Source organism: Aquabacterium sp. (assembly GCF_030652515.1).
Taxonomy (GTDB): domain Bacteria; phylum Pseudomonadota; class Gammaproteobacteria; order Burkholderiales; family Burkholderiaceae_C; genus Aquabacterium.
Genome location: NZ_JAUSAR010000150.1, coordinates 1 through 25,789 on the forward strand (window position 1 = coordinate 1; position 25,789 = coordinate 25,789).

Consider the following 25,789-nt stretch of genomic DNA (forward strand, 5'->3'; position numbering starts at 1 on the left):
TCGCACGCCTGCCCAACGAAAGCCCTGAAAGGGGCCCCACGCCGTGACCGATCGCACCCACCACCTGATGCATTTCGAGGGCGGCAACGCCCTGGCCCCTCACCAAGTTCAGGCTTTGCTGCCCAAACTGCAGGCCATCAACCCCAAGATCACCGGCGTGCATGCCCGCCATGTGCATTGGGTGGCCGCTGACCACGGCCTGCCGGCGAGCGAATCGGACACCCTGTCGGGTTTGCTGACCTACGGTGATCCCTACCAGGGGCCCACTGATGGCGATCTGATCGTGGTGATGCCCCGCTTGGGCACCGTGTCGCCCTGGGCCTCCAAGGCGACGGACATTGCGCACAACTGTGGCCTGAAGATTCGCCGGGTCGAGCGCGTGACCGAGTTCCGCCTGACGCTCAAGGCTGGTTTGCTGGGTTCGATCACCGGTGGCAACAAGCCTTTGACGCCGAGTGAGTTGAGCGCGGCCGCGGCATTGCTGCACGACCGCATGACCGAAAGCGTGGCCCTGGCTCGCGATGAGGCGCGGCACCTGTTTGACGAAAAACCCGGTCAGGCGATGGAGCACGTGGATGTGCTGGGGCAGGGCCGTGGCGCCCTGGAGTCGGCCAACAAGACCTTTGGCCTGGCCTTGTCGGATGATGAAATCGACTACCTGGTCAATGCTTTCACCGGTTTGAAGCGAAACCCGACTGACGTTGAGCTGATGATGTTCGCGCAGGCCAACAGCGAGCACTGCCGCCACAAGATCTTCAATGCCCAGTTCACCATCGATGGGCAGGCGCAAGATTTGTCGATGTTCGGCATGATCCGCAACACCGAAAAGCTGAACCCGCAGCACACGGTGGTGGCCTATTCCGACAACGCCTCGGTGATGGAAGGCCACCAGATCGAGCGCTGGATGCCCGCTGGCTACACCAACGCGCCCCAGTACCAGGCCACGTCCGAGTTGGCCCACGTGCTGATGAAGGTCGAGACCCACAATCATCCCACGGCGATTTCGCCATACCCGGGCGCTTCAACGGGTGCGGGCGGCGAGATCCGCGACGAAGGCGCCACGGGCCGTGGGTCCAAGCCCAAGGCCGGGTTGACCGGGTTTTCTGTGTCCAACCTGCACCTGCCCGGCACCAACGAACCCTGGGAACAGAACCCCATCGGCAAGCCCGAGCACATCGCCAGCCCCCTGCAGATCATGATCGAAGGTCCCCTGGGTGGCGCCGCCTTCAACAACGAGTTCGGCCGGCCCAACCTGGCGGGCTATTTCCGCGTCTTCGAGCAGACCGTGGGCACGGGCGCTGATGCCATCCGCCGTGGTTATCACAAGCCCATCATGATCGCGGGCGGCCTGGGCACGATCGCGTCCACGCAGACGCACAAGGTGCAGTTTCCCGCAGGCACCTTGCTGATCCAGTTGAGCGGCCCGGGCATGCGCATCGGCATGGGCGGCAGCGCAGCCAGTTCCATGGCGGCGGGCACCAATGCGGCCGATCTGGATTTCGATTCGGTGCAGCGCGGCAACCCCGAGATCCAGCGCCGGGCGCAAGAGGTCATCAACCACTGCTGGCACCTCGGCGCCAACAACCCCATCCTGGCCATCCACGATGTGGGCGCGGGCGGTATTTCCAACGCTTTCCCTGAGCTGGTGGACGGCGCAGGCAAGGGCGCGCGTTTCGACCTGAGCAAAGTGCCGCTGGAAGAGTCGGGCCTGGCCCCCAAAGAGATCTGGTGCAACGAAAGCCAGGAGCGTTACGTTCTGGCCATCGCGCCTGAGAGCCTGCCCATTTTCACCGCCATGTGCGAGCGCGAGCGTTGCCCCTTCGGCGTCGTGGGCGTGACGACTGAAGAATGCCAACTGGTGTTGGAAGACACGTCACTGGCCAAGCCCGACGCTGATCGCCCCATCGACATGCCCATGGACGTGCTGCTGGGCAAGCCGCCCAAGATGCACCGCGACGTCAAGAGCGTGACGCGCGACGCGGGCGATGTCAGCCTCACCGGTGTGGCCTTGAGCCAAGTCGCCCTGGATGTGCTGCGCCACCCCACCGTGGCCAGCAAGCGTTTCCTGATCACGATTGGCGACCGCACCGTGGGCGGCCTCAACCACCGCGACCAGATGATTGGCCCCTGGCAAGTGCCGGTGGCCGACTGTGCCGTCACCCTGGCCGACTTCAAGGGTTTCGCGGGCGAGGCCATGAGCATGGGCGAGCGCACGCCGCTGGCTTCTGTCAACGCGCCAGCCTCCGGTCGCATGGCCGTGGCTGAAGCCATCACCAACCTGCTGGCCGCACCCATCGAGTTGAGCCGAGTCAAGCTGTCCGCCAACTGGATGGCCGCTTGCGGTGAAGCCGGTGAAGACGCCGCTTTGTTTGAGACCGTGCGCGCCGTGGGCATGGAGCTGTGCCCCGCGCTGGGCGTGTCGATCCCGGTGGGCAAGGACTCCTTGTCGATGCGCACCCGCTGGTCTTCGGAGCAAGGCGAAACCAAACAAGTCACCGCGCCCGTGTCGCTGATCGTGACCGCCTTCGCGTCCATCGCCGACGTGCGCCCCACGCTCACGCCACAACTGATCACGACCGAGGCCGGCCAGGCGTTGGACACCTCGCTGATCCTGGTTGATTTGGGGCAAGGCCAAGGTCGCATGGGCGGCTCGATCCTGTCGCAGGTGCTTAACCAGTTTGGCAATACTGTGCCCGATCTCGACAACCCCGAATTGCTCAAGCAACTGGTGTCCGCCGTGAACGCCTTGCGCGCACAAGGCAAGCTGATGGCCTACCACGACCGCGCCGACGGCGGCCTGTGGGCCACGGCCTGCGAAATGGCCTTCGCGGGCCACACCGGCGTCAGCCTGAACGTGGACATGCTGGTCACCGAAGGTGATGGCATCAGTGACAGCCGTGCCGACATGGGCGACTCGAAGAACTGGGCTGGCCAGGTGGGCGAGCGCCGCAACGAACTGACCTTGAAAGCCCTGTTCAACGAAGAACTGGGCGTGGTGTTGCAAGTGCGCACGGCCGACCGTGACGCCGTGCTGCAAACCTTGCGTGAGCATGGCCTGTCCAAGCACAGCCACGTCATCGGCAAGCCCAACAACAAGGGCGTGGTCGAGGTCTGGCGTGATGCCAAAACCGTGTTCACGGCCCCGTTGGAACAACTGCACAAGACTTGGGACGAGGTCAGCTGGCGCATCGCTCAATTGCGCGACAACCCCGTCTGCGCCGACAGCGAACACGCCTGTGTGGGCCTGGCCAGCGACCCGGGCTTGCACGTCAAGCTCAGCTTCGATCCTTCAGTGAACGTGGCCGCGCCCTTCATCAACCAGTCGCGTCCCAAGGTCGCGATCCTGCGCGAGCAGGGCGTCAACAGCCACCTGGAAATGGCCTACGCCATGCACCTGGGCGGCTTCGACACCTTCGATGTGCACATGAGCGACCTGCAGGCTGGCCGCGCCCGCCTGGACCAGTTCAAGGGCTTCATCGCCTGCGGTGGCTTCAGCTACGGGGACACGCTGGGTGCCGGCGAGGGCTGGGCCCGCTCGATCATGTTCAACGCCTTGTTGGCCGAGCAGTTCGCCACCTTCTTTGGCCGCACCGACACCTTTGCCCTGGGCATCTGCAATGGCTGCCAGATGCTGGCGGCCCTCAGCCCCATCATCCCCGGCGCGCAGGACTGGCCCAAGTTCACGCACAACCAGAGCACGCGCTTCGAGGCACGCCTGAGCCAGGTCGAAGTGCTGGAAAGCCCCTCTCTGTTCTTCGCGGGCATGGCGGGCAGCCGCTTGCCGATCGCCGTGGCGCACGGTGAAGGCTTTGCGGACTTCTCTCAGCGCGGCAATGCCCAGCAGGTCAAGCAGGCGCTGCGTTTCGTGGACAACAAGGGCGTGGCCACCGAGGCCTATCCCTTCAACCCGAACGGCAGCCCCGGTGGCCTGACGGCGGTGACCACGGCCGACGGCCGCTTCACGGCCATGATGCCGCACCCCGAGCGCGTGTTCCGCAATGTGCAAATGAGCTGGACCAGCGGTGACAAGGCCGAGCACAGCCCTTGGCTGCGCCTGTTCCAGAACGCCCGCCGCTGGGTGGGTTGAGGCGCCTCAGCTCCAGTCGGATCAGGTCAGGCTGGCAGCAGCTTGACCTGCCATTGGCCGCCCTCGGCGATCAAGGTCATCAGGCGGTCGATGTTGGGGTGCTTGCCGGGGTTGTCTTTGGCATCCACCGTGTGCTCGGCGTAAATGTCCAGGCCGCGTGACGCGGCATCGGCATCGATGATGCTTGAGGCATCGGCCAGCGAGGCGTAGACCGCCAGCGAGCCCGCCTGGCCCGGCTTGTTTTCAATGGTGGCCACGACGGTGCCCGAAGCGTCGATCAATTGCAAGCCCGCCAGGTGAGAAACGGGTGGGAGTTGTTGGAGGTTGTCGCTGAAAGCCATGTTGGTGCTCAGATTGTTCTGGGTTATTGAAGTGCCGGGCGCATTCTCTTGCAAAAAACCACGGCGACGGTTACCCGAAGCAAGGGCTATCCCCTCCCATGTCAAAGCGCTTCAGGCGGTTAAACTTTGCGAGCAATACAAGCCACGCGCTGGCGCTGATAATCAAGGGTGTGCTGTTATGAAATTGAATCTGGGCTGTGGGTCTCAAGTACCAGAAGGGTGGGTCAACGTTGACTACGCATTGGGTGCTCGCTTTGCGAAGAACCCCCTGTTCCGTTTGATCAACAAGCCATTGGGCCTGTTTGACATGCAGTGGAACGACAAGATTTTCCTGCATGACCTGACCAAGCCCTTTCCTTGGGCAAACGCCAGTGTTGAAGCGGTCTACACGTCGCACACCCTGGAGCATTTGTCTCGAGAGGAAGGTCGCCACTTCCTGAGCGAATGTCATCGCGTGCTCAAGCCAAACGGGATCATCCGCGTCATCGTGCCTGACCTCAAGCACGTGGTGGATGAGTACATCCAGGGCCGCACCAAAGCGGACAACGTGCTGGAAGAACTGGGGGTTCTTTTCGGCGTGGGTTCCAGCCCCCTTAAAAAGCGGTTGGCCCCTTTTGTTCAGTTCCCGCACAAATGCATGTACGACACCCCCAGACTCCTTGAAATCCTGGATGAAACGGGCTTCGTGGCATCCAGCAAAGGCGCCTTTGACAGCGGTATCCCCGACATCCGATCCATAGAATTCGAAAGTCGGACCGAGCACGCCGTGGTGGTTGAAGGGCGCAAGCGCTGAGTTTGGGCGGCGTGCAGCAGTGAGCACGGAAGGTGCTTCTCACCAGCGCCTATAATGCCGCTTTACCACCGCAGCGTTTGGCGTAATGAGCCAACGCTACAGCGCAATGACCAAGTTCGTCTTCGTCACGGGCGGTGTGGTGTCCTCGCTAGGCAAGGGCATCTCAGCCGCATCTTTGGCCGCCATTCTCGAATCGCGCGGCCTCTCCGTGACCCTCATCAAGCTCGACCCGTACATCAACGTGGACCCGGGCACCATGTCGCCGTTCCAGCATGGCGAGGTGTTCGTGACCGACGACGGGGCCGAAACCGACCTCGACCTGGGCCACTACGAGCGTTTCATCACCAGCCGGATGAGGCGCAGCAACAGTTTTTCTGCGGGCCAGATCTACAAAAGCGTCCTTGAAAAAGAACGGCGCGGCGAGTATCTGGGCAAGACTGTCCAGGTCATTCCTCACATCACCAACGAGATCCAGGATTTCATCCGCAGGGGCGCGCGCTTTGGCCTGCCCGACGCGGTTGATGTGGCCATCGTGGAAATCGGCGGCACCGTGGGTGACATCGAATCCTTGCCCTTCCTGGAAGCCGTGCGCCAGATGAGCCTGAAGATGGGCCCCGGCAACACCGCTTTCGTGCATCTGACCTACGTGCCCTTCATTGCCGCCGCCGGCGAGTTGAAGACCAAGCCCACGCAGCACACCGTGCAGAAAATGCGCGAAATCGGCATCCAGCCCGATGCCTTGCTGTGCCGTGCCGACCGCGCCATCCCGCACGATGAAGCCGAAAAGATCTCGCTCTTCACCAACGTGCCAGAGTCCGGTGTGATCTCGGTGTGGGACGCCGACAGCATCTACAAGGTGCCGCGCATGCTGCACGAGCAGGGCCTGGACGACCTGATCTGCGCCAAGCTGCAACTGACCACCAAGCCCGCTGACCTGTCTCGCTGGGACACCTTGGTCCATGAAGTCGAGCATCCCAAGAGCGATGTCACCATCGCCATGTGCGGCAAGTACACCGACCTGTCGGACTCGTACAAGTCGCTCAACGAGGCGCTGCGCCACGCTGGCATCCACAACCATGCCCGCGTCAACATCGAGTACGTTGATTCCGAAACACTCACGTCAGAAACGGCCGACACCCTGGCCAAGTACGACGCCATCCTGGTGCCCGGCGGCTTCGGCAAGCGTGGCGTCGAAGGCAAGATCATCGCGGCGCAGTACGCCCGTGAACACGGCGTGCCCTACCTGGGCATCTGCCTGGGCATGCAGGTCGCCACGATCGAATACGCGCGCCACAAGGCGGGCTTGGCCAACGCCAACAGCACCGAGTTCGACCCCGCCAGTCCGCACCCTGTCATCGCTCTGATCGACGAATGGCTGGACGCCGATGGCACCGTGCAGAAGCGTGATGCTTCTTCCGATCTGGGCGGCACGATGCGCCTGGGCGCGCAAAGCTCGGATGTCAAGCCCGGCACCATCGCTCACGAGATCTACGGCCCCGTGGTGACCGAACGCCATCGCCACCGCTACGAGGCCAACGAGCGTTACCTCGACCGCTTGCAAGAAGCCGGGCTGATCATCTCCGCCATCACGCAGCGCGAAAAGCTGACCGAGATGGTCGAGTTGCCCAAATCGGTTCATCCCTGGTATGTGGGTGTGCAGTTCCACCCCGAGTTCAAGTCGACCCCGTGGGACGGCCACCCACTGTTCACCGGCTACATCAAGGCCGCTCTTGAACACCATCAAGCTCAGAAAGGCACAGCATGAAGCTCTGCGGATTCGACGTTGGCCTGGACCAGCCCTTCTTCCTGATCGCCGGCCCGTGCGTGGTCGAGTCTGAACAGCTTCAGATGGATACCGCCGGTACCCTCAAGGAAATCTGCCTCGAGTTGGGCGTGCCCTTCATCTTCAAGTCCAGCTACGACAAGGCCAACCGCTCATCGGGCACATCTTTCCGTGGCCCGGGCATGGAAAAGGGTCTTGAGATCCTGGCCAAGGTCAAGCGCGAGTTGAACGTGCCCATCCTGACCGATGTGCACACCGAGGCCGAAGTGCCTTTGGTGGCCTCGGTCGTCGATGTGCTGCAGACGCCTGCGTTTTTGAGCCGCCAGACGGACTTCATCCGCGCCGTGGCCCAGAGCGGCAAGCCCGCCAACATCAAGAAGGGCCAGTTTTTGGCCCCTGGCGACATGAAGAACGTCATCGACAAGGCCCGTGCCGCCGCGCGCGAAAAGGGCCTGCCCGACGACGTGTTCATGGCCTGCGAGCGTGGTGTCAGCTTCGGCTACAACAACCTCGTGTCCGACATGCGTTCGCTGGCGATCATGCGCGAGACCAACGCCCCGATCGTGTTTGACGCGACCCACTCGGTGCAGTTACCGGGCGGGCAGGGCACCAGCTCTGGCGGCCAACGTGAATTCGTCCCCGTGCTGGCGCGCGCGGCCGTGGCGGTGGGCATCTCCGGTCTGTTCATGGAGACCCACCCCGATCCAGCCCATGCCATGAGCGACGGCCCCAACGCCGTGCCGCTCAAGCACATGAAGGCGCTGCTCGCCACCCTGGTCGAGTTGGACCGCATCACCAAGAAAAACGGTTTCCTGGAAACCCATTTCAATTAATCATCAACATCAAACCGCTTTGAGGATCACTGGATGAGTGCCATCGTTGACATCATCGGCCGCGAAATCATCGACAGCCGAGGAAACCCCACCGTCGAATGCGACGTGCTGCTGGAAAGCGGCGTCATGGGCCGCGCCGCCGTGCCTTCTGGCGCCTCCACTGGTTCGCGTGAAGCGATTGAACTGCGCGATGGCGACAAGTCTCGCTACCTGGGCAAGGGCGTGCTCAAGGCTGTTGAACACATCAACACCGAGATCGCCGAAGCTGTGTTGGGCCTGGATGCTTCCGAGCAAGCTTTTCTGGACCAGACCTTGATTGATCTGGACGGCACCGAGAACAAGGGCCGTCTGGGCGCCAACGCGATGCTGGCGGTTTCGATGGCCGTGGCCCGCGCCGCCGCTGAAGAATCCGGCCTGCCGCTGTACCGCTACTTCGGCGGCATGGGCGCCGTGCAACTGCCTGTGCCGATGATGAACGTCATCAACGGTGGCGCGCACGCCAACAACAACCTGGACATCCAGGAATTCATGATCCTGCCGGTGGGCGCGCCCACTTTCAAGGAAGCCATCCGCTATGGTGCTGAAGTCTTCCACGCGCTGAAGAAAATCATCCACGACAAGGGCATGAGCACCGCCGTGGGCGACGAGGGTGGTTTCGCGCCCAACGTGGCCAGCCATGAAGCCGCCATCCAGTTGATCCTGGAAGCCATCGACAAGGCTGGTTTCATCGCCGGTGAACAGATCGCCCTGGGCCTGGACTGCGCTGGCAGCGAGTTCTACAAGGATGGCAAGTACCACCTCGAAGGCGAAGGCCTGAGCCTGACAGCCGAAGAATGGACCAGCATCCTGGCCACCTGGTGCGACAAGTACCCCATCATCAGCATTGAAGACGCCATGGCCGAAGGCGACTGGGCCGGCTGGAAGCACCTGACCGAAGTGCTGGGCAAGAAGGTTCAGTTGGTGGGCGACGACCTGTTCGTCACCAACACCAAGATCCTGAAAGAAGGCATCGACAAGAACATCGCCAACTCGATCCTGATCAAGATCAACCAGATCGGCACGCTGACCGAAACCTTCGCTGCCATCGAGATGGCCAAGCGCGCGGGCTACACCGCCGTCATCAGCCACCGCTCGGGTGAAACCGAAGACAACACCATCGCCGACATCGCGGTGGGTTTGAACGCGGGCCAGATCAAGACCGGTTCGATGAGCCGCTCCGACCGCATCAGCAAGTACAACCAGCTGCTGCGCATCGAAGAGGACCTGGGTGGCGTGGCCGTGTACCCCGGCCGCAGCGCGTTCTACAACCTGCGCTGATCCAAGCAAACGAGGCCCCAGGGCCTCGTTTTGCATTCGATCCTGATTGATAATCCAGTCCCATGCGCGTCGCTACCATCGTCCTCCTGGCCCTTCTGGCCGTGGTGCATGCCGAACTCTGGTTCGGCAAGGGTGGTGTGCCGCGCGTCATGTCTTTGCGTGCCCAGGTGCAGCACCAGCAAAAGCTCAATGACCAGGCGCAGGCCGTCAACGAGCAACTGGTGGCCGAGGTCCGAGACCTCCAGGAAGGCCTGGAGATGGTCGAAGAAAAGGCCCGCACCGAGCTGGGCATGATCAAGCCTGACGAGATCTACGTGCAGCTGACCACCACCAAGCAGCCGCCAGCTTCTGCATCAGCCAACGCTGGCGAGGCCTCTGCTGCCGCGCCTTGATGCTCAACAACACGCCGCTGTCCGACCTGTTCGCCTGGGCTGATCCGTGGTTGGCGCCACTGTTCACCGCCTGGGGTGTGCCCGTTTCGCAGTTGGAGGTCTGGGCCTTCATGTTGTCCTTGGCCATGGTGCTGTTCAACCTGCGCGTCAATCCTTGGGGCTGGCCTTTGGCCATCGTCAGCTCCTTGCTCTATGGCGTGCTGTTCGCGCGCAGCAAGCTGTATGGCGAGGCCACCTTGCAACTGGTTTTCGTGGCCTTGTCGTGCTGGGGCTGGTGGCAGTGGCTGTGGGGGCGTGATGAATCCAACGCCTCCTTGAGGCCACAAGCCTTGGGCCGCCGTGGCCGCCAGTGGGCGCTGGCGGTGACCTTGCTCATGTGGCCCGTGTTGGGTTTGCTCCTGGACCATGCCACCGACTCCGACGTGCCTTACCTGGATGCCCTGCCCACCGCGGCCAGCTTGCTGGGACAGTGGTTGTTGGGTCGCAAGTACATCGAGAACTGGTCGACCTGGCTGGTGGTCAACCTCGTGAGCATGGTTCTGTTTGGCCAGAAGGGTTTGTGGCTCACGGTCATCCTGTATGGCTTGTTCGCTGTGCTGTCGGTGGCGGGCTGGCAGCAATGGCGGCGCCATGTCGTGCCAGTGCCTCAACGTGGCTGAGCGGGGCGTTGTCATTGCCATTGTGGGCGCTGAAAGCACGGGCAAAACCACCCTGGCCGTTGGCTTGACCCAGGCCTTGCAGGCCGACGGCATGAATGCTGTCATGGTGCCCGAGGTCTTGCGCGAGTTTTGCGATGACCGGGGCCGCACACCTTACCCGCATGAGCAGGTTGGCATTGCCCAGGAGCAAACCTTGCGCATCGTTCAAGCCGCGCAGACGCACGATGTGGTGGTGGCCGACACAACCGCTTTGATGACGGCGGTGTACAGCGATCATCTGTTCAACGACCAAGGCCTCTACCCGCAAGCCTTGAGTGATCATGCTCTGGCCGACCTGACCTTCTTGACCGCACTGGACTTGCCTTGGCAGGCTGACGGCCTGCAGCGCGACGGCGCGCACGTCCGTGAACCGGTGGACAGCCTGATCCGGCAGCACCTGGTGAGCGCCAGATTGGCGTTTTCCGTGGTGGCGGGGCAGGGCGCGCACCGCCAGGATCAGGCCTTGCTGGCGGTCAGGCAGGCCTTGAGTGCCGCCCAGCGGGCCCAGGACAACGCTGGCCGCCCCCGTTGGCGCTGGGTGTGCGAAAAATGCGATGACGGCGACTGCGAAGAGCAGCACTGGCTGCCCCGCGCCTGACGCTGCTGCCCATCACTGCAAGCTGGTGGAGCCCGGCGGATGGTCGGTCGTCTCGGTGAACAGTTCCGCGGCATCCACGGCGTCAAACCGGTAATGCTCCCCGCAGAACTCGCAACCCACGTCGATCTGGGCTTGTTCGGTCAGGATGCTTTCAACCTCTTCGCGGCCCAGGTTGCGCAACATGGTGGACACCCGCTCGCGTGAGCAGGTGCAGGCAAAGTGCGGCCCTTCCAGGCCCTTCATCGGGTCGAAGCGGATGATGTCTTCTTCCCAGAAAAGGCGGCGCAGGATGGTGTCAGCATCCAGGGTCAACAGTTCTTCACGCGTCAAGGTGGCGGCGAGGTAGGCGATGCGGTTGTACGCCTCGTTCAGGCCGATCTCGTCTTCGTCCGAGCGCTGCGCACCGGCCAGGTTGCCGGTGCCCTCCATCGGCAAGCGTTGGATCAGCAGGCCGGCAGCGATGTTGTCATTGGCTGCCAGGATCAGCTTGGTGTCCAGTTGCTCGGACTGCAGCATGTAGTGCTCCAGCACCTCGCTCAATTGCAGCAAAGGCTCGCGCTGGTCACCATGCAAGGGCACCACGCCTTGGTAAGGCTGCTGGCCGGGCATGCGGCTCTGCGGGTCGAGCGTGATGGCGCAGCGGCCTTCGCCGCCCACATTCACCATCACGTCCAGAGGCAGGTGACCGGAGTCGGTGGAGGGCAACTCGCCCACCACCTTGGCGGTGGTGCGAAAGCCCAGGTCGGGCTGTACCTCGGCCACGGCCACCTTCACGGGGCCATCGCCAAAAATCTGCAAAACCACGGCGCCATTGAACTTGATGTTGGCCTGCATGAGCACGCCCGCGGCGGCCATCTCGCCCAGCAACTGGCGCACCGGCTCTTCAAAGGTTTCGCTGGCATCGCGGCGGCGCAGCACTTCCTGCCAGGCGTCGGTCAGCCGAACCAGCATCCCGCGCACGGGCAAGCCATCGAACAAAAATTTGTGCAGTTCCGTCGTCATCTCGTTCATTCTTGGGTGGCGTCAATGCGCACCAGGTCGGTTTTGAACTCGCCCGCTTTTTGCACATACATGGCGGTGCCGATGCTCATGCGGGCCAGTTCCATCTCGGTCAGGGGGCGCACGACCTTGGCGGGGCTGCCCAGGATCAGCATGCCTTCGGTGTCAAAGACCTTGCCTTCGGTGACCAGGGCACCGGCCCCCACCAGGCATCTCTTGCCAATGACCGCGCCATTGAGCACCACGGCCTGGATGCCGATCAAGGCGCCGTCGCCGATCGTGCAGCCGTGCAGCATCACCTGGTGGCCGATCGTCACGTCGGTGCCGACGGTCAGCGCAAAGCCGATGTCGGTGTGCAGCACGGACGATTCCTGCACGTTCGAGCGCGCGCCGATGCGGATCGGCTCGTCGTCTCCCCGCAAGGTGGCCTGTGACCACACGCTGCTGCCTTCGGCCAGGTGCACCTCACCGATCACGTCGGCCGATTCGGCGACATAGGCGGAAGGGTGGGTTTGCGGACACTTGTCCTTGATGCTGTAAAGGGCCATGGGCTCAATGTGGGGACGAGGTGCCCCTATTCTAGGGCGCCGGTGCGCGCAGTCGATTTATCATGCCCTGAGTCATGGGTTTCATGCCCGCCAACCACACCAACATGCTGATCCTGCTGTCCCCCGCCAAAAGCCTCGATTTCGAGACCGCTCCCACCACCGACCAACACACCTTGCCGGTGTTTGCCAAGGAGGCCGCGCAATTGATTGAGGTGCTGCGTCCCTACACGCCCGCGCAAATCGCCTCCCTGATGGATTTGAGCGATGCCTTGTCCACGCTCAATGTGGCCCGCTTCGGGGCTTGGCGCCCCAAGTTCACCGCCCGCAACAGCAAACAGGCGATCCTGGCATTCAACGGTGATGTCTATGGTGGGCTGGATGCACCCAGCCTCAAGCAGGCTGACCTGGACTGGGCGCAAGAGCATGTGGCCATGTTGAGCGGTCTGTACGGCGTGCTTCGGCCCTTGGATTGGATGCAGCCTTACCGGCTGGAAATGAGCACCAAGCTGGCCAACCCGCGCGGCAAGGATCTGTACGCCTGGTGGGGCGACACCCTGGCCCTGCATTTGAACGAACGCCTGGCACCACAGCCCGACAATCTCATCATCAACCTGGCGTCGCAAGAGTATTTCAAGGCCGTCAAACGCAAGGCGCTCACGGGCAGGGTGGTGGAATGCGTGTTCGAGGATTGGAAGTCAGGGAAGTGGAAGGTCATCAGCTTTCACGCCAAGCGCGCACGTGGCCTGATGGCCCGCCACGCCATCGTCCACCGGGCCAAGACCCTGAAGGACTTGCGCGGGTTCGCCGCCGAAGGCTATGCCTACGCGGAAGACGCCTCCGAGCCTGACCGCCTGGTCTTCAGGCGCCGATTGGAATCTTGATCGGATTGACCAGAGAGGGCGGCATGCCAGAGCAGGTCATCACACCGGAGCTGCGCCAATGGATCATCGAGCAGGTCTCGGCGGGGCACAGTTCGGCGTCGGTGCTCGGTGCCATGAAGGCCAGTGGCTGGACCGAAAGCATTGCGTTGGCGGCTCTTGAAAATACCTTGAAAGCTCAAGCCTTGCCCTTGATCGAGGCCAGCCGCCTTCTGCCCGAGGTTGTGATGAATGAGGGCGCCACGACCGTGTGGGCGCATGACCGTGAGGTGATGGTGCTGGTCAGCATGGCGCACCCCCGGGTGCTGGTGCTGGGCGGTTTGCTGTCGCCGCAAGAGTGCCAGGAGATGATCGAGTTGGCTCAACCTCGGCTGGCCCGCTCGGAAACCGTGGTCAACGCCACGGGTGCCAGTGAAGTCAACGTGGCACGCACCAGCCAGGGCATGTTCTTCGCACGGGCTGAGAACGAATTGTGCGCGCGCGTGGAGGCGCGCATGGCAGCTTTGTTGAACTGGCCGGTGGAGCGCGGCGAGGGGCTGCAGATCTTGCGTTACGGGCCTGGGGCCGAGTACAAGCCGCACTACGATTACTTCGATCCAATGCAATCAGGCACGCCAGCGGTTTTGCGCCGGGGAGGGCAGCGCGTGGCCACCTTGGTCACCTACCTCAATACCCCGGCCGCAGGTGGCGCCACCATATTCCCGGATGTGGGTTTCCAGGTCAGCGCCGTGGCGGGCAATGCGGTGTTTTTCAGTTATGCCTTGCCACACCCGATGACTCAAACGCTGCATGGTGGCGCCCCTGTGTTGGCGGGTGAGAAATGGGTGGCCACCAAATGGCTGCGTGAACAGCGTTTTGAATGACGCGTGTTCATGAATTTTTTGAAAATTCATGAAGGGTCTGTCAACCGGGGTATTTCGGCTCGCGTTGATCACCTACAGATTCGGGCCTTTTGAATCTGAAGACCAACCTTATTCAAATCCTTTGGAGTTTTTCATGAAGAAACTGATCGCCGCTTTGATCGCTTCGATGTTCGCCGTGGGCGCATTCGCCGCTGACGCTGCTCCTGCTGCCGCCCCTGAAGCTTCGGCGGCTGCTTCCAAGCCCGCCAAGAAGGCCAAGGCCCATGTCAAGAAGAAGGCTGCTCCCAAGGCTGAAGCTGCTTCCGCTGCTGCGCCCGCTGCCTCGAAGTAATTCGCGTCAAGCCCAACAAAAAACCCGGCCATGCCGGGTTTTTTGTTGTTCAAACCAAATGCGACTGGATCAGCGCGTGCGGTCACGCGCCACCGGCGCCGCACCGCGATGGCCACCACCGCCACGCTTGTCGCCATTGCCGCCGCGTGAATCACCACCACGCGATGAACCGGTGCGGGGCGCAGCACGGCCGCCACCACCGCCGCCACCAGGACGGCCACCACCACTGGAGCCGCCACGGCCGCCGCCGGGTGCGCCGTGCAAGGTGCGACGACCCAGTTGGATGGGCTCGGCCTTGGCATTGGGATCGGGTTCGAAGCCCTGCACCACTTCGCGGTCAATGGGCCGTTTGATCAGCTTCTCGATGTCGGCCAGGAAGCCTTCCTCGTCCACGCACACCAACGAAATGGCTTCGCCTTCGGCGCCAGCACGGCCGGTGCGGCCAATGCGGTGCACGTAGTCTTCGGCCACATTGGGCAACTCGTAGTTGATGACGTGCGGCAACTGGTCGATGTCGATGCCGCGTGCCGCGATGTCCGTGGCCACCAGCACCTGCAAATCACCGGACTTGAACTCGGCCAAAGCGCGTGTGCGGGCGCTCTGGCTCTTGTTGCCATGGATGGCCATGGCCGTGATGCCTTGCTTTTCCAGGTACTCGACCAGGCGATTGGCGCCATGCTTCATGCGCGTGAACACCAGCACCTGGTGCCAGTTTTGTGACTTGATGAGGTGCGTCAGCAACTCTTTCTTTTGATCGCGATCGACCGGGTGGATCTTTTGCGAGATGGTCTCGGCCGTCGTGTTGCGGCGGGCCACTTCGATCATCTGCGGGGCGTTGAGCAGGCGATCGGCCAGCGCCTTGATCTCGTCCGAGAAGGTGGCCGAAAACAGCAGGCTTTGCTTCTTGGGTGGCACGATGGCCAGCACGCGGCGGATGTCATGGATGAAACCCATGTCCAGCATGCGATCGGCCTCGTCCAGCACGAAATACTCGACGTGGCTCAAGTCCAGCGTGCCTTGCTGATGGTGATCAAGCAGGCGGCCAGGGGTGGCCACCAGGATGTCAACGCCACGGCGCAAGGCGTCGATCTGCGGATTCATGCCGACCCCGCCAAACATGACCATGGAACGCAATGGCAGGTACTTGCCATAAACGCGCACACTTTCTTCGACCTGGGCCGCAAGTTCGCGGGTTGGGGTCAGGATCAGAGCACGGATGTGACGACGGGCACCTTGAGGTGCCGGGTTGACGGCCAATTTGTGCAGCAAGGGCAAGGTGAAACCGGCGGTTTTGCCCGTTCCGGTTTGCGCGCCAGCCAGCAAGTCACCACCACTGAGCACGGCTGGAATAGCCTGTGCCTGGATGGGTGTTGGGATGGTGTAGCCAGCTTCGGCGATTGCTTTCAGCAACGGTTCTGCCAACCCCAATGATTCAAACGACATAAAACAGGCCCAAGAAAGGTTATACGGCGACTGCACTCGTTTTTTCCGGGCCTGGAATAGACGAGTCAACCGGTGGTGCGTGGGCAACCTGACATGATGACATGTAAGTAAAGGTTGCTCAGATTCACCAACGTTAAATTGTAGGGCGTAGCGTGAATATTGCATAGCCTGTCCCAAATCTTAGGGGTGCTCTGATGATGAATTGGGGCCAACTTGTACCCAGCTGGCTGCAAACTGGGCCGCATGCTCCGAAATATGACACTTGGGGGCCGGTAAAATCGCGCGATGAGTTCAATGGTTCTTGCCCGTAAATACCGTCCACACAGTTTCGAGGCCATGGTGGGCCAAGGGCATGTGGTTCAGGCTTTGAGCAATGCGCTCACCCAGCAGCGCTTGCACCACGCCTATTTGTTCACCGGAACGCGGGGCGTCGGTAAAACCACGGTGTCGCGCATCCTGGCCAAATCGCTCAATTGCGTGGGGCTGGATGGCACCGGGGGCATCACCGCGCATCCCTGCGGCCAATGCCAGCCTTGCCGCGACATCGATTCGGGCCGCTTCGTGGATTACGTCGAGCTTGATGCGGCGTCCAACCGAGGGGTTGAAGAGATCTCTCAGCTGCTGGATCAGTCGGTCTACAAGCCCGTGGTGGGGCGCTTCAAGGTCTACATGATCGACGAAGTGCACATGCTGACCAACCACGCCTTCAACGCCATGTTGAAGACGCTGGAGGAGCCGCCTGATTATTTGAAGTTCGTGTTGGCCACGACCGATCCGCAGAAGGTGCCGGTGACCGTGCTGTCGCGTTGCCTGCAGTTCAATTTGCGCCCGATGGCCATGCAGACCGTGCAGGACCACTTGCAGCAGGTGATGGCGTCCGAGGCGATCAGTGCTGAACCGGGTGCCTTGAGCTTGCTGGCCAGGGCCGCCCGTGGTTCCATGCGCGACGCCCTGTCGCTGACCGATCAGGCCATCGCTTTTGGCGGTGGGGCATTGCTTGAAACCAATGTTCGTCAGATGCTGGGTGCGGTCGATCGGCAGCACATTCAGAAGATCATTGAATCGGTGTCTGCCGGTGATGGCGCTGGTTTGGTGGCGGCGGTCGACACCTTGCGCGAGCTGGGGCTGTCGGCCTCGGGCACCTTGGAAGAGCTGGCCACGGCCTTGCAACGCATGGCAGTGATCCAGGCAGTGCCGCAGGCGGCCGATGCCTCGGACCCTGACGCGGCCCTGTGGCAGTCCTTGGCCCGCATGCTGGCGCCGGATGAAACCCAGTTGTTTTACAGCCTGGCCTTGCAAGGGCGGGCTGAACTGGCCTTGGCGCCGGATGAGTACAGCGGCCTGCTGATGCTGCTGCTGCGTTTGCTGGCGTTCAAGCCCGCACAGGCCGGACAACACGTGGGGGACCGGGCAACGCCCAGCCCAAAAGCTGAGGGCTCGGGCGCCGCCAACAGGCCGGCCCCCGAGCCAGCTGTGCAAAGGGCTGTTCAGGCGGTCGTGCAAACGGCCAGGGCTGCCACTGCGCCGCCCGTCACCCAGCCCGTGGCGGTGGCGCCCAAGCCTGCGCCAGCGCGGGCGCCTGAGGTATCTCAAGGCATTCCTCCGTGGGAGGTTCTACCCGATCAGGCTTATGAGGCGGGCAATGCAGAACCGGACTCGGCGCCCGCGGAAGCCCCAGCCTTGGCCGAGCCACCTGCGCCTGCCGCGCAGCCTGTGCTCGCCGCCTTGCCCGACGATCCCTTGTCAGACCGCTGGGCGCAATTGGTGGCGCAAATGGCCGCGCGCAACAGCATCACGGCCCTGGTCCGCGAGTTGGCCATGCAGGCCCAGTGTGTGGCCAGCATGGAAGAGGGTGGGGGCAGCCGTTGGCGCTTGCGCGTCGAGCGCGAAAGCCTGCGGGGCGATATGCACCGTGAGCGTTTGGCCCAGGCTTTGTCGCAGTTGCTAGAGCACACTGCCGTGATCGAGTTGGAAGGCGGCGCGGCGGTCAACACCCCAGCTCAGCGTGACCAGGCCGCCCGAGAACGCCGCCAGCGCGCGGCGGAGGATCTGATCCAGCGCGATCCCCTGGTGATCTCGGCCTTGGCCCAGTATCCTGGTGCCCGCATCGTGGCCGGGTCCATCCGCCCCGTGTGAGCCGAAGCCTGCGTTCCGGGCGACAATCGCGGTTTGCGTTAGCGTTAGACAAGAAGGAATCCTCATGCTCAAAGGACAACTCGCCGGCTTGATGAAACAAGCCCAGCAAATGCAGGACAACCTGAAGAAAGCCCAGGACGAACTGGGCTTGATCGAGGTTGAAGGCCAATCTGGCGCCGGCCTGGTCAAAGTGCTGATGACCTGCAAGAACGACGTCAAGCGCGTCACCATCGATCCCAGCCTGCTGGCCGATGACAAGGACATGCTGGAAGACCTGGTGGCCGCTGCTTTCAACGACGCGGTGCGTCGCGCCGAAGCCACCTCGCAGGAAAAGATGGGCAAGCTGACCGCCGGCATGCCCATGCCTCCCGGCATGAAACTGCCGTTCTGAGCGCTGCGACGACAACATGGCCGATCCGGCTTTAGAGGTTCTGATCGATGCGCTTCGCTGCCTGCCCGGCGTAGGGCAGAAATCGGCTCAGCGCATGGCGTTTCACCTGCTGCAGCATGACCGCGTCGGGGCCATGAAGCTGTCGCACGCGCTGGCGGCGTCCATCGATGAGATCGGGCATTGCGAGCGGTGCCACACTTTCAGCCGCGCGCCGGTGTGCGATGTCTGCCAGGACGAATCGCGAGATCAAAGCCTGCTGTGCGTGGTCGAAAGCCCGGCCGACCAGGCCACCTTTGAGCGCACGGGCAGTTACCACGGTTTGTACTTCGTGCTGCTGGGGCGGCTCAGCCCGCTGGACGGCATCGGCGTGCACGACATCGGGTTGACGGCCTTGCTGCAACGCGCGGTCGACGGCTTGGTCACCGAGGTGATCCTGGCCACCAATTTCAACGCCGAAGGCGAGGCCACGGCCCACGTCATTGGCGATGCCTTGCGCCAGCGTGGCTTGAAAGTGACACGCCTGGCGCGGGGCGTGCCTGTTGGAAGTGAGCTGGAGTACGTGGACCTGGGTACCATTGCGCACGCGTTCATGGATCGACGTTGATCCCTGGGGCGTGCAGTTCCAAAACAGACATGGGTCCGAGAGACCGAGGAGATTTTGATGACGATTGCCAAATGGACAGTGTTGGCCGCTTTCATGCTGCCGGTGATGACCGTGGGCCTGGCCAAGGCCGGCACGATTCGCCTGGGCCGTAAAAACGGTGGCTACGACAACAACAACCCGCGCGAATGGGCGGGCAAGCTGACGGGCTGGCACCAACGTGCCAACGCCGCGCAGATCAATGGTTTTGAAGGCTTGCCACTGTTTGCGGCGGCGGTGATCTTTGCCCAGATGGCCCAGGCCGATCAGGCGCGCATCGACATGCTGGCCCTGGCCTACATTGGCATCCGCGTGGTCTACACGGCCATGTACCTGGCCAACCTGGGCTCGCTGCGCACCCTGGTGTGGACGGCGGGCCTGGCCACCAACATCGCATTGCTGATGATGGCGGCCTGAAAACGAAGGCTTTGAGGTGCGCGGAGGTCAGCGAGCGCTGGCCACCCGCACTTTGTTGGCGCGGTTAGGTGCCGCGCGGCCTTTCACCACACGGTTGCCTGTGCGGGATGCGCTGGCCACCTTGACCGTGGCTTTGCTGGACGAGCGCGCCACGGTGCGCGCGTTTTTCTGCACCTTCTTGCCCTTGGGCACATAAACCACCACGCTTTGGCCGCGTTTGAACTTGGACGAGGCTGAGACCCGATTCCATTGGGCCACTTGCGCTGCTGATACCCGGTAGCGACGGGCCAGGCTGGCCACCGAATCACCCTTGCCGGCGCGCAAGGTCAGGCGGCGCAGGGGTGGCAGGTCGGGGGCCAGGGCCATCATGGCGTTGTCGGCCACGGCTTCAGACACGTCTTGTTCACGGTGCTGGCTGCGGGGCACCAGCAGGGTCGAGCCGGCCTTGACCAGCATCTTGGGCGGAATGCGGTTGATGTCGCGCAGCGTGGACTCGCTCATGCCGACCTGCTTGGCCGCATCTGCCGGGCGCATGGTGCGTGGCACCGTCCAGGCTGTCCAGGTGGCCAGCAGGCCCTTGTGCTGGCTGAGCTTGTGCACGAACTGGCTGGCGTTGTCGTAGGGCAAGAGCACCTGGGGTGTACCGGCCGCCAGGATCACCGGCTTGTTCATCGATGGGTTGAGGGTCTTGAACTCATCGGTGGACAAGCCCGCCAGCTTGGCAGCCAGAGCCACGTCCATGTCGCGCTGGATGGGCACGCTCACAAAGTAGGGGTGGTTCTCGATGGGTGTCAGGGTCAGGCCGAAGCTGTCGGGGCTCAGCACGATGTTGCGCACAGCGTGCAGCTTGGGCACGTAGTGGCGCGTCTCGGCGGGCATGTTCAGGCTGAGGTAGTCGGTGGGCAGGCCGGCCTTGATGTTGCGGTTGATGGCCCTTTGCACATTGCCTTCGCCCCAGTTGTAGGCGGCCAATGCCAGGTGCCAATCGCCAAACTGGCGGTTCAGGCGCTGCAGGTAGTCAAGTGCGGCGCGGGTGGAGGCCAGCACGTCGCGGCGATCATCGCGAAACACGTTTTGCTTGAGCCTGAAATCCTTGCCCGTGGCAGGCATGAACTGCCAGATGCCCGAGGCCCGGGCCGATGACATGGCTTGCGGGTTGAAGGCGCTTTCGATGAAGGGCAGCAGGGCCAGCTCGGTGGGCATCTGGCGGCGTTCGATCTCTTCAAGCACATGGAAGAGGTAGCGGCTGGAGCGTTCAGTCATGCGCTGCACGTAGTCGGGGCGGCTGCTGTACCAACGCTCGTGGTCGCCGACCAGGGCCATGTCCAGCTCAGGCAATCCGAAACCACGTCGAACGCGGACCCACAGGTCCTGGTTGGCGTTCAGATCGTCCAGGTTGAGCGTGGTGTCTGGGCGCAGCGGATCGGTCGGGGTGCCCACGGCCTCGCGGACATCGTCTTGCAAAGCGGCGGCGGCTGGTGCGGCCTGCACCTTGGCCGTGGAGGCGGGTGGTGCCACAGCGGCCATGGCCGAGGCGGTGGTGGCTGCGGCCAGTTTGGTGGAACCGTCTTGATCACTTGAGTGGTTGACGAATGTGTCCAGGCTGGAGCAGCCCGAGAACAGCAGGGCGCTCAGAAAGGCAGCGCACAGGGCGACGGGGCGAAGGGAGGGCTTGATGCTCATGCTTTGAAATCGTTCTTCCATTGGCGCAGGGCGGTGAACACCGCCGAGCCGGAGCTGCTTTGGGCGCCATGTTGCTGGGCGCTGGCGATCACCTGAGGTTGGGCGCAGCGCATGAATGGGTTGATCGTCATCTCGGTGGCGATCGTGGTCGGCAAAGTCGGCTTGCCACGTTGCCTCAAGTTCAGGCAATCGAGTTCGTAGGCCACAGTGTCGGTGTTTTGCGGTTCCACAGCTCGGGCAAAACGCAGGTTATCCAGGGTGTATTCGTGGGTGCAGCACACGGTGGTGTTGCCGGGCAAGGTGCTGAATCGACTCAGGGCGTGGAACAGTTGTTCGGCCGTGCCGTCGTAAAGGCGGCCACATCCAGCGCTGAAAAGGGTGTCGCCGCAAAACAGCAAGGGCGGCTGGCCGGGTTGAGTGAGGTCGGAACGCACCAAATAGGTGATGTGGTCTGCAGTGTGGCCGGGGGTATCCCACACGTCAACCCTTGTGCCTTGAAAATCTATGTAAACGCCTTCGCCCACCTTGATGTCCACGCCATCGATGTCGGAGTTGGTGGGGCCGTAGACCGGGCCCTTCAGGTGGGGCCGCAAGGCTGCCAGGCCGCCCACATGGTCCAGGTGGCGATGGGTCACTAGAATGAGCGCCAGTTCAAGGCCCAGGCTTTGCATGGCCTGCAGCACAGGCGTCGAGTCTCCCGGATCCACGACGAGGGCTTTTTGGCCATCGTGAAGCATCCAGATGTAGTTGTCAGTGAAGGCGGGTAGGGCAAGCAGATTCATGACTAAAGTCGCGCCGATTATAGAGTTGCACCCCTGGCTGGCCTTGCCGCCAGGCCAGGCTTTGCTGGAGTGGGAGCAATGCCAGATCGACCGGCTGGTGGCCGACGTTTTTGGTTTTCACGCCATGCAATTGGGCTTGCCGGAACTGGATGGGTTGCGCACGAACCGCATGCCCCACCGCTGGTTGGCCCTGGACACAGCCTACCAGGGCTGGACCCCACCCACCGAGAAAGGGCCTGTGACGCTGGACCAGGGCGCGCCCTTGAGCTTGCGCTGTGATTTCGAGGCGCTGCCTTTCCCGAGCAACAGCCTGGATCTGGTGGTGTTGCCGCACGCTTTGGAGCTGGCGCGCGATCCTCACCACACCTTGCGCGAGGTCGAGCGCGTGCTGGTGCCCGAAGGGCGCGTGGTGATTGCCGGGTTCAACCCGGCCAGCTTCTGGGGCTTGTGGCAACGCATGGGCACCTGGGGGGTTGATCGGGCCACGGTGCTTCCGCAGGGCGAGTTCATCGCCTACTGGCGTTTGCGAGATTGGCTGCGCCTGCTGGACCTGGAGGTGGAGGCGGGCAGTTTTGGCTGCTACCGCCCCATGATCAGCAGCGAAACATGGTGGAATCGCCTGGAATGGATGGATCGCGCGGGTGACCGCTGGTGGCCGGTGCTGGGGGCCGTTTACTTCGTGGTGGCTGTGAAGCGGGCGCGGGGCATGCGGATGGTCGGCAAGGTGCGCAAGGCGCGCGTGCCACACCCCGCCGCAGCACCCGCCGCCGTGACCAGCAGCCGCCAGCAACGACAAACCATTTTCAACAAGGACAAGGATGAGTGAGACGGAACAGCCCGTGGTGGTCTACACCGACGGTGCGTGCAAAGGCAACCCAGGGCCAGGCGGCTGGGGCGTTTGGATGGTGAGCGGCCCGCATCAAAAAGAGCTGTGGGGCGGTGAGACCCTGACCACCAACAACCGCATGGAACTGATGGCGGTGATCCAGGCCTTGACGGCGCTCAAGCGCCGCTGCTCGGTCATCATCTACACCGACAGCCAGTACGTGCGCAAAGGCATCACCGAGTGGATCACGGGCTGGAAGCGCAAGGGCTGGAAGACGGCGGACAACAAGCCGGTGAAGAACGCCGACCTGTGGCAGAAGCTGGAGTTGGCCGCTGCCGAGCACCAGGTGGACTGGCGTTGGGTGAAGGGCCACGCGGGCGACCCGGGCAATGAGCGCGCCGATGGCCTGGCCAACCGGGGCGCGGCCGAAGCCGTGATGTGAGCCTGGCTTACAGGATCATGACCATGGTCAGCTTGTCGAAATAGCGGACCTGCCCCGGCCCGTCGATCAGCTTGATCACATGGGGCACGACGCCGCAGGCCTGGAAGCCCGCGCGCTCGTACAGGCGGATGGCGGCCGTGCTGGAGGTGCTGACGCGCAAGGTGATCTGCTCCAGCCCGATGGCCTTGCGAGCCTCGGTGAGGCAGGCGGTCATGAGCAGGTCGCCCAGGCCTTCGCCCATGTGCGAGGGGCTGACCATCATGCTGTTCAGTTCGGCGCTGTGCCGCAGCTTCTGCAGAGATTGGCGCTCCAGCCCGATGGTGCCCACCAGTTTGCGGCCGTGCCAGGCACCCAGCAAAAACGTGCCACCCAGGGTGTCGTTCAGGCCGAGCCTGCCGATGTAGCCCTCGGGTGGGCGCGCATGCTCGCTTTCGATGTCGTTGTCGAAGGCATCAATGTGCAGGCGCAGGCCTTCATCGCGCAAGGACTTGTAGGCGCTCAGATCAGCCGGCCCGATGCGGGCTATTCGGACGCTGGATGGTTCAGACGGTTCCATGCAGTGTCTCCGGTGTATTGATGTTGATGAAAGCTGCAGGGTCGTCGAAGGATACGCCGATCCAGTCATTCGACTTGATCCACTGGCCGACGCGGCGCTCGCCCTGGGCCAAGGCGGCCTCCAGCGATGCGCGGGTGCGGGCGTGGATCAGGGCGCAGGTCCAGTGGTGGCGGGTTTCGCCGTTGGCATCGCAGGTCACCGGCACGGCGATGTCGGCGTGGTGTGCCAGGGCCTGTTGGTGCAGATGATGGACCAGCGTGGAGGGCAGGGCGGGCGTGTCACAGGCGGCCACCATCAACCACGGTGTCGCCACCTGGCGCAGCCCGGTCAGGATGCCAGCCAAGGGGCCGAGGGATGCGTTGATGTCCGGCGAGTCTGGCCAGACCTGGCCCTTGGCCGGTGCCGCGTTTTCAAGCAATGTCGCATAGCGCACCAGATCGCGGTTGGCGTTGATGTGCAAGGTGCCCACCTGGGCCAGCAAGGCGCGGATCACCCAGCTTGCCAAAGTCTGGCCCTGGTAGGGCTGCAGGCCTTTGTTGGCACCACCCATGCGCCTGCCTTCACCACCCGCCAGCAGCCAGCCGGTCACCTCGGACTGCGGCAGGTGCTCAGCCACCGATGTAGCTCATCTCGATGCGGTGCTCGGGCGCCACGCCTTGGGCTCGCAGTTGCGAGTATTGGTCTTCGCGCTGAGACCACAGGTGCCTCAGGCCGGCGGCGATGTCGCCATCTGAATGGCCCTGGTCCGCGCGCAGCAAGGTGCGCAGGTCGTGCCCCCGGCTGGCGAACAGGCAGGTGAACAGTTGCCCATCGGTGGACAGGCGCAGGCGGTTGCAATCGCCGCAAAATGCCTTGGTGACGCTGGAGATGAAGCCCACCGAGCCTTGGCCATCGGCATAAGACCAACGCTCTGCTGTTTCACCAGCGCGTTGGCTGGCCGCGGCTTGCAAGGGAAACTGCTCGTGGATGCGCTGGCGCACCTGGCTGGACGGCAGCACCTGATCCATCTGCCAGGCGTTGGTGTTGCCCACGTCCATGAACTCGATGAAGCGCAGCTCAATGCCCGTGCCCCGGAAATAGCGGGCCATGGGCAGGATCTGATCGTCGTTCACGCCGCGCTGCACCACCATGTTGACTTTGATCGGGCCCAGTCCGGCAGCCTGGGCGGCTTCAATGCCGGTGAGCACATCGGCCACCGGGAAGTCGGCATCGTTCATGCGCTTGAACACGGCGTCGTCCAAGGCGTCCAGGCTCACAGTGAGGCGGTGCAGGCCCGCGTCTCTCAAAGCCTGCGCCTTGCGGGCCAGGATGGAGCCGTTGGTGGTCAGGGTCAGCTCGGGCGCCTGGCCATCCAGCGTGCGCAATTGCGCCAGTTGTTCCACCAGGCGCTCCAGGTGTCGGCGCAGCAAAGGCTCGCCGCCCGTCAGGCGCAGCTTGCGCACGCCCAGCCCCAGAAAGATGCGGGCGGTGCGCGTGATCTCTTCAAAGGACAGCAATTGCGGCTGCGGCAGGAAAGGGTGATCGCTGCCGAACACATCGCGGGGCATGCAGTAGCCGCAGCGGAAGTTGCAGCGGTCGGTCACCGAGATGCGCAGGTCGCGCAGGGGGCGGCCCAGCCTGTCGATGGGCTCGCGCGTGGCCGATTGAGGCCCTTGAAGGGGAAGGATGGGGCTGGTTCGAGGCGCCCGCAGTTGCTCTCGCAAGCGTTGCAGGGGGACCAGCGTGGACTCACTCATGGCCGCCATTGTGCGACAGCGGGGGCGCTGTTGGCGGCGCCTTCACCACGAGACCCGGGGGGATGTCAGGTTGTTGGCGCGATCAGGGCGTGGCGGGGGCTGCAGCCTCGACCTTGGGGGCGCGGCGGGCGCCGTCAAAGCGCTTTTGCCAGTAAGACAAACGCATGTCTTCCACCCGAACCTCACCACCAGCGCGGGGCGAGTGGATGAACTTGTTGTCGCCGATGTAAATGCCCACGTGCGAAAAAGTGTGGCGCAAGGTGTTGAAGAACACCA

Annotated in this window: 27 protein-coding genes; 17 read left to right on the forward strand and 10 right to left on the reverse strand. The window is 63.0% G+C overall.

Annotated features, from left to right (window positions below; translation table 11 throughout):
• The first annotated feature begins 67 nt into the window (after nucleotides 1-67).
• Nucleotides 68-4,087, forward strand: a complete 4,020-nt coding sequence (gene purL / locus Q7V20_RS17190) for a phosphoribosylformylglycinamidine synthase (protein WP_304794011.1) — start codon at nucleotides 68-70, stop codon at nucleotides 4,085-4,087.
• A gap of 26 nt (nucleotides 4,088-4,113) precedes the next feature.
• Here the strand turns inward: purL and Q7V20_RS17195 are convergent, their stop codons facing one another.
• A complete protein-coding gene (locus Q7V20_RS17195; protein ID WP_304793942.1) occupies nucleotides 4,114-4,428 on the reverse strand; it encodes a DUF2322 family protein in 315 nt (104 codons plus the stop codon).
• Here Q7V20_RS17195 and Q7V20_RS17200 point away from each other — a divergent pair.
• The 7 genes from Q7V20_RS17200 (at nucleotide 4,412) to Q7V20_RS17230 (ending at nucleotide 10,842) form a co-directional block, all read left to right on the forward strand.
• Entirely contained in the window at nucleotides 4,412-5,221 is an 810-nt protein-coding gene (locus Q7V20_RS17200) for a methyltransferase domain-containing protein (protein ID WP_304793945.1), read from the forward strand. The two genes, Q7V20_RS17195 and Q7V20_RS17200, sit on opposite strands and share 17 nt — an antisense overlap.
• A 106-nt stretch (nucleotides 5,222-5,327) precedes the next feature.
• Complete coding sequence (locus Q7V20_RS17205) at nucleotides 5,328-6,986, forward strand: CTP synthase (RefSeq protein WP_304794014.1); 1,659 nt, start codon at nucleotides 5,328-5,330, stop codon at nucleotides 6,984-6,986.
• A complete protein-coding gene (kdsA, locus tag Q7V20_RS17210; RefSeq protein WP_304793948.1) occupies nucleotides 6,983-7,837 on the forward strand; it encodes a 3-deoxy-8-phosphooctulonate synthase in 855 nt (284 codons plus the stop codon). Before Q7V20_RS17205 ends, kdsA begins: the two co-directional genes overlap by 4 nt.
• A 33-nt stretch (nucleotides 7,838-7,870) precedes the next feature.
• Nucleotides 7,871-9,154, forward strand: coding sequence for a phosphopyruvate hydratase (eno, locus tag Q7V20_RS17215; RefSeq protein ID WP_304793952.1), 1,284 nt, complete (start codon nucleotides 7,871-7,873; stop codon nucleotides 9,152-9,154).
• Nucleotides 9,155-9,216: 62 nt separating this feature from the next.
• Complete coding sequence (gene ftsB / locus Q7V20_RS17220; protein ID WP_304793955.1) at nucleotides 9,217-9,546, forward strand: cell division protein FtsB; 330 nt, start codon at nucleotides 9,217-9,219, stop codon at nucleotides 9,544-9,546.
• Complete coding sequence (pnuC, locus tag Q7V20_RS17225) at nucleotides 9,546-10,205, forward strand: nicotinamide riboside transporter PnuC (RefSeq protein ID WP_304793958.1); 660 nt, start codon at nucleotides 9,546-9,548, stop codon at nucleotides 10,203-10,205. Before ftsB ends, pnuC begins: the two co-directional genes overlap by 1 nt.
• Nucleotides 10,177-10,842, forward strand: coding sequence for an ATP-binding protein (locus Q7V20_RS17230; RefSeq protein WP_304793962.1), 666 nt, complete (start codon nucleotides 10,177-10,179; stop codon nucleotides 10,840-10,842). The genes pnuC and Q7V20_RS17230 overlap by 29 nt, the downstream gene beginning before the upstream one ends.
• A 12-nt stretch (nucleotides 10,843-10,854) precedes the next feature.
• On the opposite strand, the gene Q7V20_RS17235 is transcribed toward Q7V20_RS17230, so the two are convergent.
• Both Q7V20_RS17235 and Q7V20_RS17240 read right to left on the reverse strand, forming a co-directional pair.
• A complete protein-coding gene (locus Q7V20_RS17235; protein ID WP_304793965.1) occupies nucleotides 10,855-11,844 on the reverse strand; it encodes an Hsp33 family molecular chaperone HslO in 990 nt (329 codons plus the stop codon).
• A gap of 5 nt (nucleotides 11,845-11,849) precedes the next feature.
• On the reverse strand, nucleotides 11,850-12,389 hold the full coding sequence (locus Q7V20_RS17240) for a gamma carbonic anhydrase family protein (RefSeq protein WP_304793968.1): 540 nt from the start codon (nucleotides 12,387-12,389) through the stop codon (nucleotides 11,850-11,852).
• A 104-nt stretch (nucleotides 12,390-12,493) separates the two neighbouring features.
• Here Q7V20_RS17240 and yaaA point away from each other — a divergent pair, with 104 nt between their 5' ends.
• From yaaA to Q7V20_RS17255, 3 genes are all read left to right on the forward strand, one after another.
• Complete coding sequence (yaaA, locus tag Q7V20_RS17245) at nucleotides 12,494-13,270, forward strand: peroxide stress protein YaaA (protein ID WP_304794017.1); 777 nt, start codon at nucleotides 12,494-12,496, stop codon at nucleotides 13,268-13,270.
• Nucleotides 13,271-13,293: 23 nt separating this feature from the next.
• Nucleotides 13,294-14,130, forward strand: a complete 837-nt coding sequence (locus tag Q7V20_RS17250; RefSeq protein ID WP_304793971.1) for a 2OG-Fe(II) oxygenase — start codon at nucleotides 13,294-13,296, stop codon at nucleotides 14,128-14,130.
• Between the two features lie 133 nt (nucleotides 14,131-14,263).
• On the forward strand, nucleotides 14,264-14,461 hold the full coding sequence (locus Q7V20_RS17255) for a hypothetical protein (RefSeq protein ID WP_304793974.1): 198 nt from the start codon (nucleotides 14,264-14,266) through the stop codon (nucleotides 14,459-14,461).
• A 69-nt stretch (nucleotides 14,462-14,530) separates the two neighbouring features.
• Here the strand turns inward: Q7V20_RS17255 and Q7V20_RS17260 are convergent, their stop codons facing one another.
• Nucleotides 14,531-15,904: a DEAD/DEAH box helicase gene (locus Q7V20_RS17260; RefSeq protein WP_304793977.1), complete on the reverse strand. Its 1,374-nt coding sequence runs from the start codon at nucleotides 15,902-15,904 to the stop codon at nucleotides 14,531-14,533.
• Between the two features lie 285 nt (nucleotides 15,905-16,189).
• Here Q7V20_RS17260 and dnaX point away from each other — a divergent pair, with 285 nt between their 5' ends.
• The 4 genes from dnaX to Q7V20_RS17280 all read left to right on the forward strand — a co-directional run bounded on the left by dnaX (nucleotide 16,190) and on the right by Q7V20_RS17280 (nucleotide 19,488).
• Nucleotides 16,190-18,040: a DNA polymerase III subunit gamma/tau gene (gene dnaX / locus Q7V20_RS17265; RefSeq protein WP_304793980.1), complete on the forward strand. Its 1,851-nt coding sequence runs from the start codon at nucleotides 16,190-16,192 to the stop codon at nucleotides 18,038-18,040.
• A gap of 64 nt (nucleotides 18,041-18,104) precedes the next feature.
• The gene (locus Q7V20_RS17270) at nucleotides 18,105-18,431 is read left to right on the forward strand and encodes a YbaB/EbfC family nucleoid-associated protein (protein WP_230180824.1); all 327 of its coding nucleotides are present in this window, start codon (nucleotides 18,105-18,107) and stop codon (nucleotides 18,429-18,431) included.
• 16 nt (nucleotides 18,432-18,447) lie between these two features.
• On the forward strand, nucleotides 18,448-19,035 hold the full coding sequence (recR, locus tag Q7V20_RS17275; RefSeq protein ID WP_304793984.1) for a recombination mediator RecR: 588 nt from the start codon (nucleotides 18,448-18,450) through the stop codon (nucleotides 19,033-19,035).
• Between the two features lie 57 nt (nucleotides 19,036-19,092).
• On the forward strand, nucleotides 19,093-19,488 hold the full coding sequence (locus tag Q7V20_RS17280) for an MAPEG family protein (RefSeq protein WP_304793987.1): 396 nt from the start codon (nucleotides 19,093-19,095) through the stop codon (nucleotides 19,486-19,488).
• A gap of 27 nt (nucleotides 19,489-19,515) precedes the next feature.
• On the opposite strand, the gene Q7V20_RS17285 is transcribed toward Q7V20_RS17280, so the two are convergent.
• Both Q7V20_RS17285 and gloB read right to left on the reverse strand, forming a co-directional pair.
• On the reverse strand, nucleotides 19,516-21,171 hold the full coding sequence (locus Q7V20_RS17285) for a transglycosylase SLT domain-containing protein (RefSeq protein ID WP_304793989.1): 1,656 nt from the start codon (nucleotides 21,169-21,171) through the stop codon (nucleotides 19,516-19,518).
• The gene (gloB, locus tag Q7V20_RS17290) at nucleotides 21,168-21,953 is read right to left on the reverse strand and encodes a hydroxyacylglutathione hydrolase (RefSeq protein WP_304793991.1); all 786 of its coding nucleotides are present in this window, start codon (nucleotides 21,951-21,953) and stop codon (nucleotides 21,168-21,170) included. Before gloB ends, Q7V20_RS17285 begins: the two co-directional genes overlap by 4 nt.
• Between gloB and Q7V20_RS17295 the strand changes: the two genes are divergently transcribed.
• Nucleotides 21,952-22,779, forward strand: a complete 828-nt coding sequence (locus tag Q7V20_RS17295) for a class I SAM-dependent methyltransferase (RefSeq protein ID WP_304793995.1) — start codon at nucleotides 21,952-21,954, stop codon at nucleotides 22,777-22,779. The two genes, gloB and Q7V20_RS17295, sit on opposite strands and share 2 nt — an antisense overlap.
• Nucleotides 22,772-23,221 carry a ribonuclease HI gene (rnhA, locus tag Q7V20_RS17300; RefSeq protein ID WP_304793997.1) on the forward strand — a complete coding sequence of 150 codons (450 nt, stop codon included), beginning with the start codon at nucleotides 22,772-22,774 and terminating at the stop codon, nucleotides 23,219-23,221. The genes Q7V20_RS17295 and rnhA overlap by 8 nt, the downstream gene beginning before the upstream one ends.
• A 7-nt stretch (nucleotides 23,222-23,228) precedes the next feature.
• On the opposite strand, the gene Q7V20_RS17305 is transcribed toward rnhA, so the two are convergent.
• The 4 genes from Q7V20_RS17305 to Q7V20_RS17320 all read right to left on the reverse strand — a co-directional run.
• Nucleotides 23,229-23,777: a GNAT family N-acetyltransferase gene (locus tag Q7V20_RS17305; protein ID WP_304794000.1), complete on the reverse strand. Its 549-nt coding sequence runs from the start codon at nucleotides 23,775-23,777 to the stop codon at nucleotides 23,229-23,231.
• Nucleotides 23,764-24,393 carry a molybdenum cofactor guanylyltransferase MobA gene (gene mobA / locus Q7V20_RS17310; RefSeq protein ID WP_304794003.1) on the reverse strand — a complete coding sequence of 210 codons (630 nt, stop codon included), beginning with the start codon at nucleotides 24,391-24,393 and terminating at the stop codon, nucleotides 23,764-23,766. The genes Q7V20_RS17305 and mobA overlap by 14 nt, the downstream gene beginning before the upstream one ends.
• Nucleotides 24,386-25,513 carry a GTP 3',8-cyclase MoaA gene (moaA, locus tag Q7V20_RS17315; protein WP_304794006.1) on the reverse strand — a complete coding sequence of 376 codons (1,128 nt, stop codon included), beginning with the start codon at nucleotides 25,511-25,513 and terminating at the stop codon, nucleotides 24,386-24,388. The genes mobA and moaA overlap by 8 nt, the downstream gene beginning before the upstream one ends.
• Before the next feature lie 82 nt (nucleotides 25,514-25,595).
• The coding region (locus tag Q7V20_RS17320; protein WP_304794008.1) for a C40 family peptidase at nucleotides 25,596-25,789 on the reverse strand (194 nt) is incomplete at its 5' end.

Bases quoted from the DNA above. Each gene is read 5' to 3' on its own strand.
- purL (WP_304794011.1), top strand. From the start codon at position 68: ATGCATTTCGAGGGCGGCAACGCCCTGGCCCCTCACCAAGTTCAGGCT.
- Q7V20_RS17195 (WP_304793942.1), bottom strand. From the start codon at position 4,428: ATGGCTTTCAGCGACAACCTCCAACAACTCCCACCCGTTTCTCACCTG.
- Q7V20_RS17205 (WP_304794014.1), top strand. From the start codon at position 5,328: ATGACCAAGTTCGTCTTCGTCACGGGCGGTGTGGTGTCCTCGCTAGGC.
- kdsA (WP_304793948.1), top strand. From the start codon at position 6,983: ATGAAGCTCTGCGGATTCGACGTTGGCCTGGACCAGCCCTTCTTCCTG.
- eno (WP_304793952.1), top strand. From the start codon at position 7,871: ATGAGTGCCATCGTTGACATCATCGGCCGCGAAATCATCGACAGCCGA.
- ftsB (WP_304793955.1), top strand. From the start codon at position 9,217: ATGCGCGTCGCTACCATCGTCCTCCTGGCCCTTCTGGCCGTGGTGCAT.
- pnuC (WP_304793958.1), top strand. From the start codon at position 9,546: ATGCTCAACAACACGCCGCTGTCCGACCTGTTCGCCTGGGCTGATCCG.
- Q7V20_RS17230 (WP_304793962.1), top strand. From the start codon at position 10,177: ATGTCGTGCCAGTGCCTCAACGTGGCTGAGCGGGGCGTTGTCATTGCC.
- Q7V20_RS17235 (WP_304793965.1), bottom strand. From the start codon at position 11,844: ATGACGACGGAACTGCACAAATTTTTGTTCGATGGCTTGCCCGTGCGC.
- Q7V20_RS17240 (WP_304793968.1), bottom strand. From the start codon at position 12,389: ATGGCCCTTTACAGCATCAAGGACAAGTGTCCGCAAACCCACCCTTCC.
- yaaA (WP_304794017.1), top strand. From the start codon at position 12,494: ATGCTGATCCTGCTGTCCCCCGCCAAAAGCCTCGATTTCGAGACCGCT.
- Q7V20_RS17250 (WP_304793971.1), top strand. From the start codon at position 13,294: ATGCCAGAGCAGGTCATCACACCGGAGCTGCGCCAATGGATCATCGAG.
- Q7V20_RS17255 (WP_304793974.1), top strand. From the start codon at position 14,264: ATGAAGAAACTGATCGCCGCTTTGATCGCTTCGATGTTCGCCGTGGGC.
- Q7V20_RS17260 (WP_304793977.1), bottom strand. From the start codon at position 15,904: ATGTCGTTTGAATCATTGGGGTTGGCAGAACCGTTGCTGAAAGCAATC.
- dnaX (WP_304793980.1), top strand. From the start codon at position 16,190: ATGAGTTCAATGGTTCTTGCCCGTAAATACCGTCCACACAGTTTCGAG.
- Q7V20_RS17270 (WP_230180824.1), top strand. From the start codon at position 18,105: ATGCTCAAAGGACAACTCGCCGGCTTGATGAAACAAGCCCAGCAAATG.
- recR (WP_304793984.1), top strand. From the start codon at position 18,448: ATGGCCGATCCGGCTTTAGAGGTTCTGATCGATGCGCTTCGCTGCCTG.
- Q7V20_RS17280 (WP_304793987.1), top strand. From the start codon at position 19,093: ATGACGATTGCCAAATGGACAGTGTTGGCCGCTTTCATGCTGCCGGTG.
- Q7V20_RS17285 (WP_304793989.1), bottom strand. From the start codon at position 21,171: ATGAGCATCAAGCCCTCCCTTCGCCCCGTCGCCCTGTGCGCTGCCTTT.
- Q7V20_RS17295 (WP_304793995.1), top strand. From the start codon at position 21,952: ATGACTAAAGTCGCGCCGATTATAGAGTTGCACCCCTGGCTGGCCTTG.
- gloB (WP_304793991.1), bottom strand. From the start codon at position 21,953: ATGAATCTGCTTGCCCTACCCGCCTTCACTGACAACTACATCTGGATG.
- rnhA (WP_304793997.1), top strand. From the start codon at position 22,772: ATGAGTGAGACGGAACAGCCCGTGGTGGTCTACACCGACGGTGCGTGC.
- Q7V20_RS17305 (WP_304794000.1), bottom strand. From the start codon at position 23,777: ATGGAACCGTCTGAACCATCCAGCGTCCGAATAGCCCGCATCGGGCCG.
- moaA (WP_304794006.1), bottom strand. From the start codon at position 25,513: ATGAGTGAGTCCACGCTGGTCCCCCTGCAACGCTTGCGAGAGCAACTG.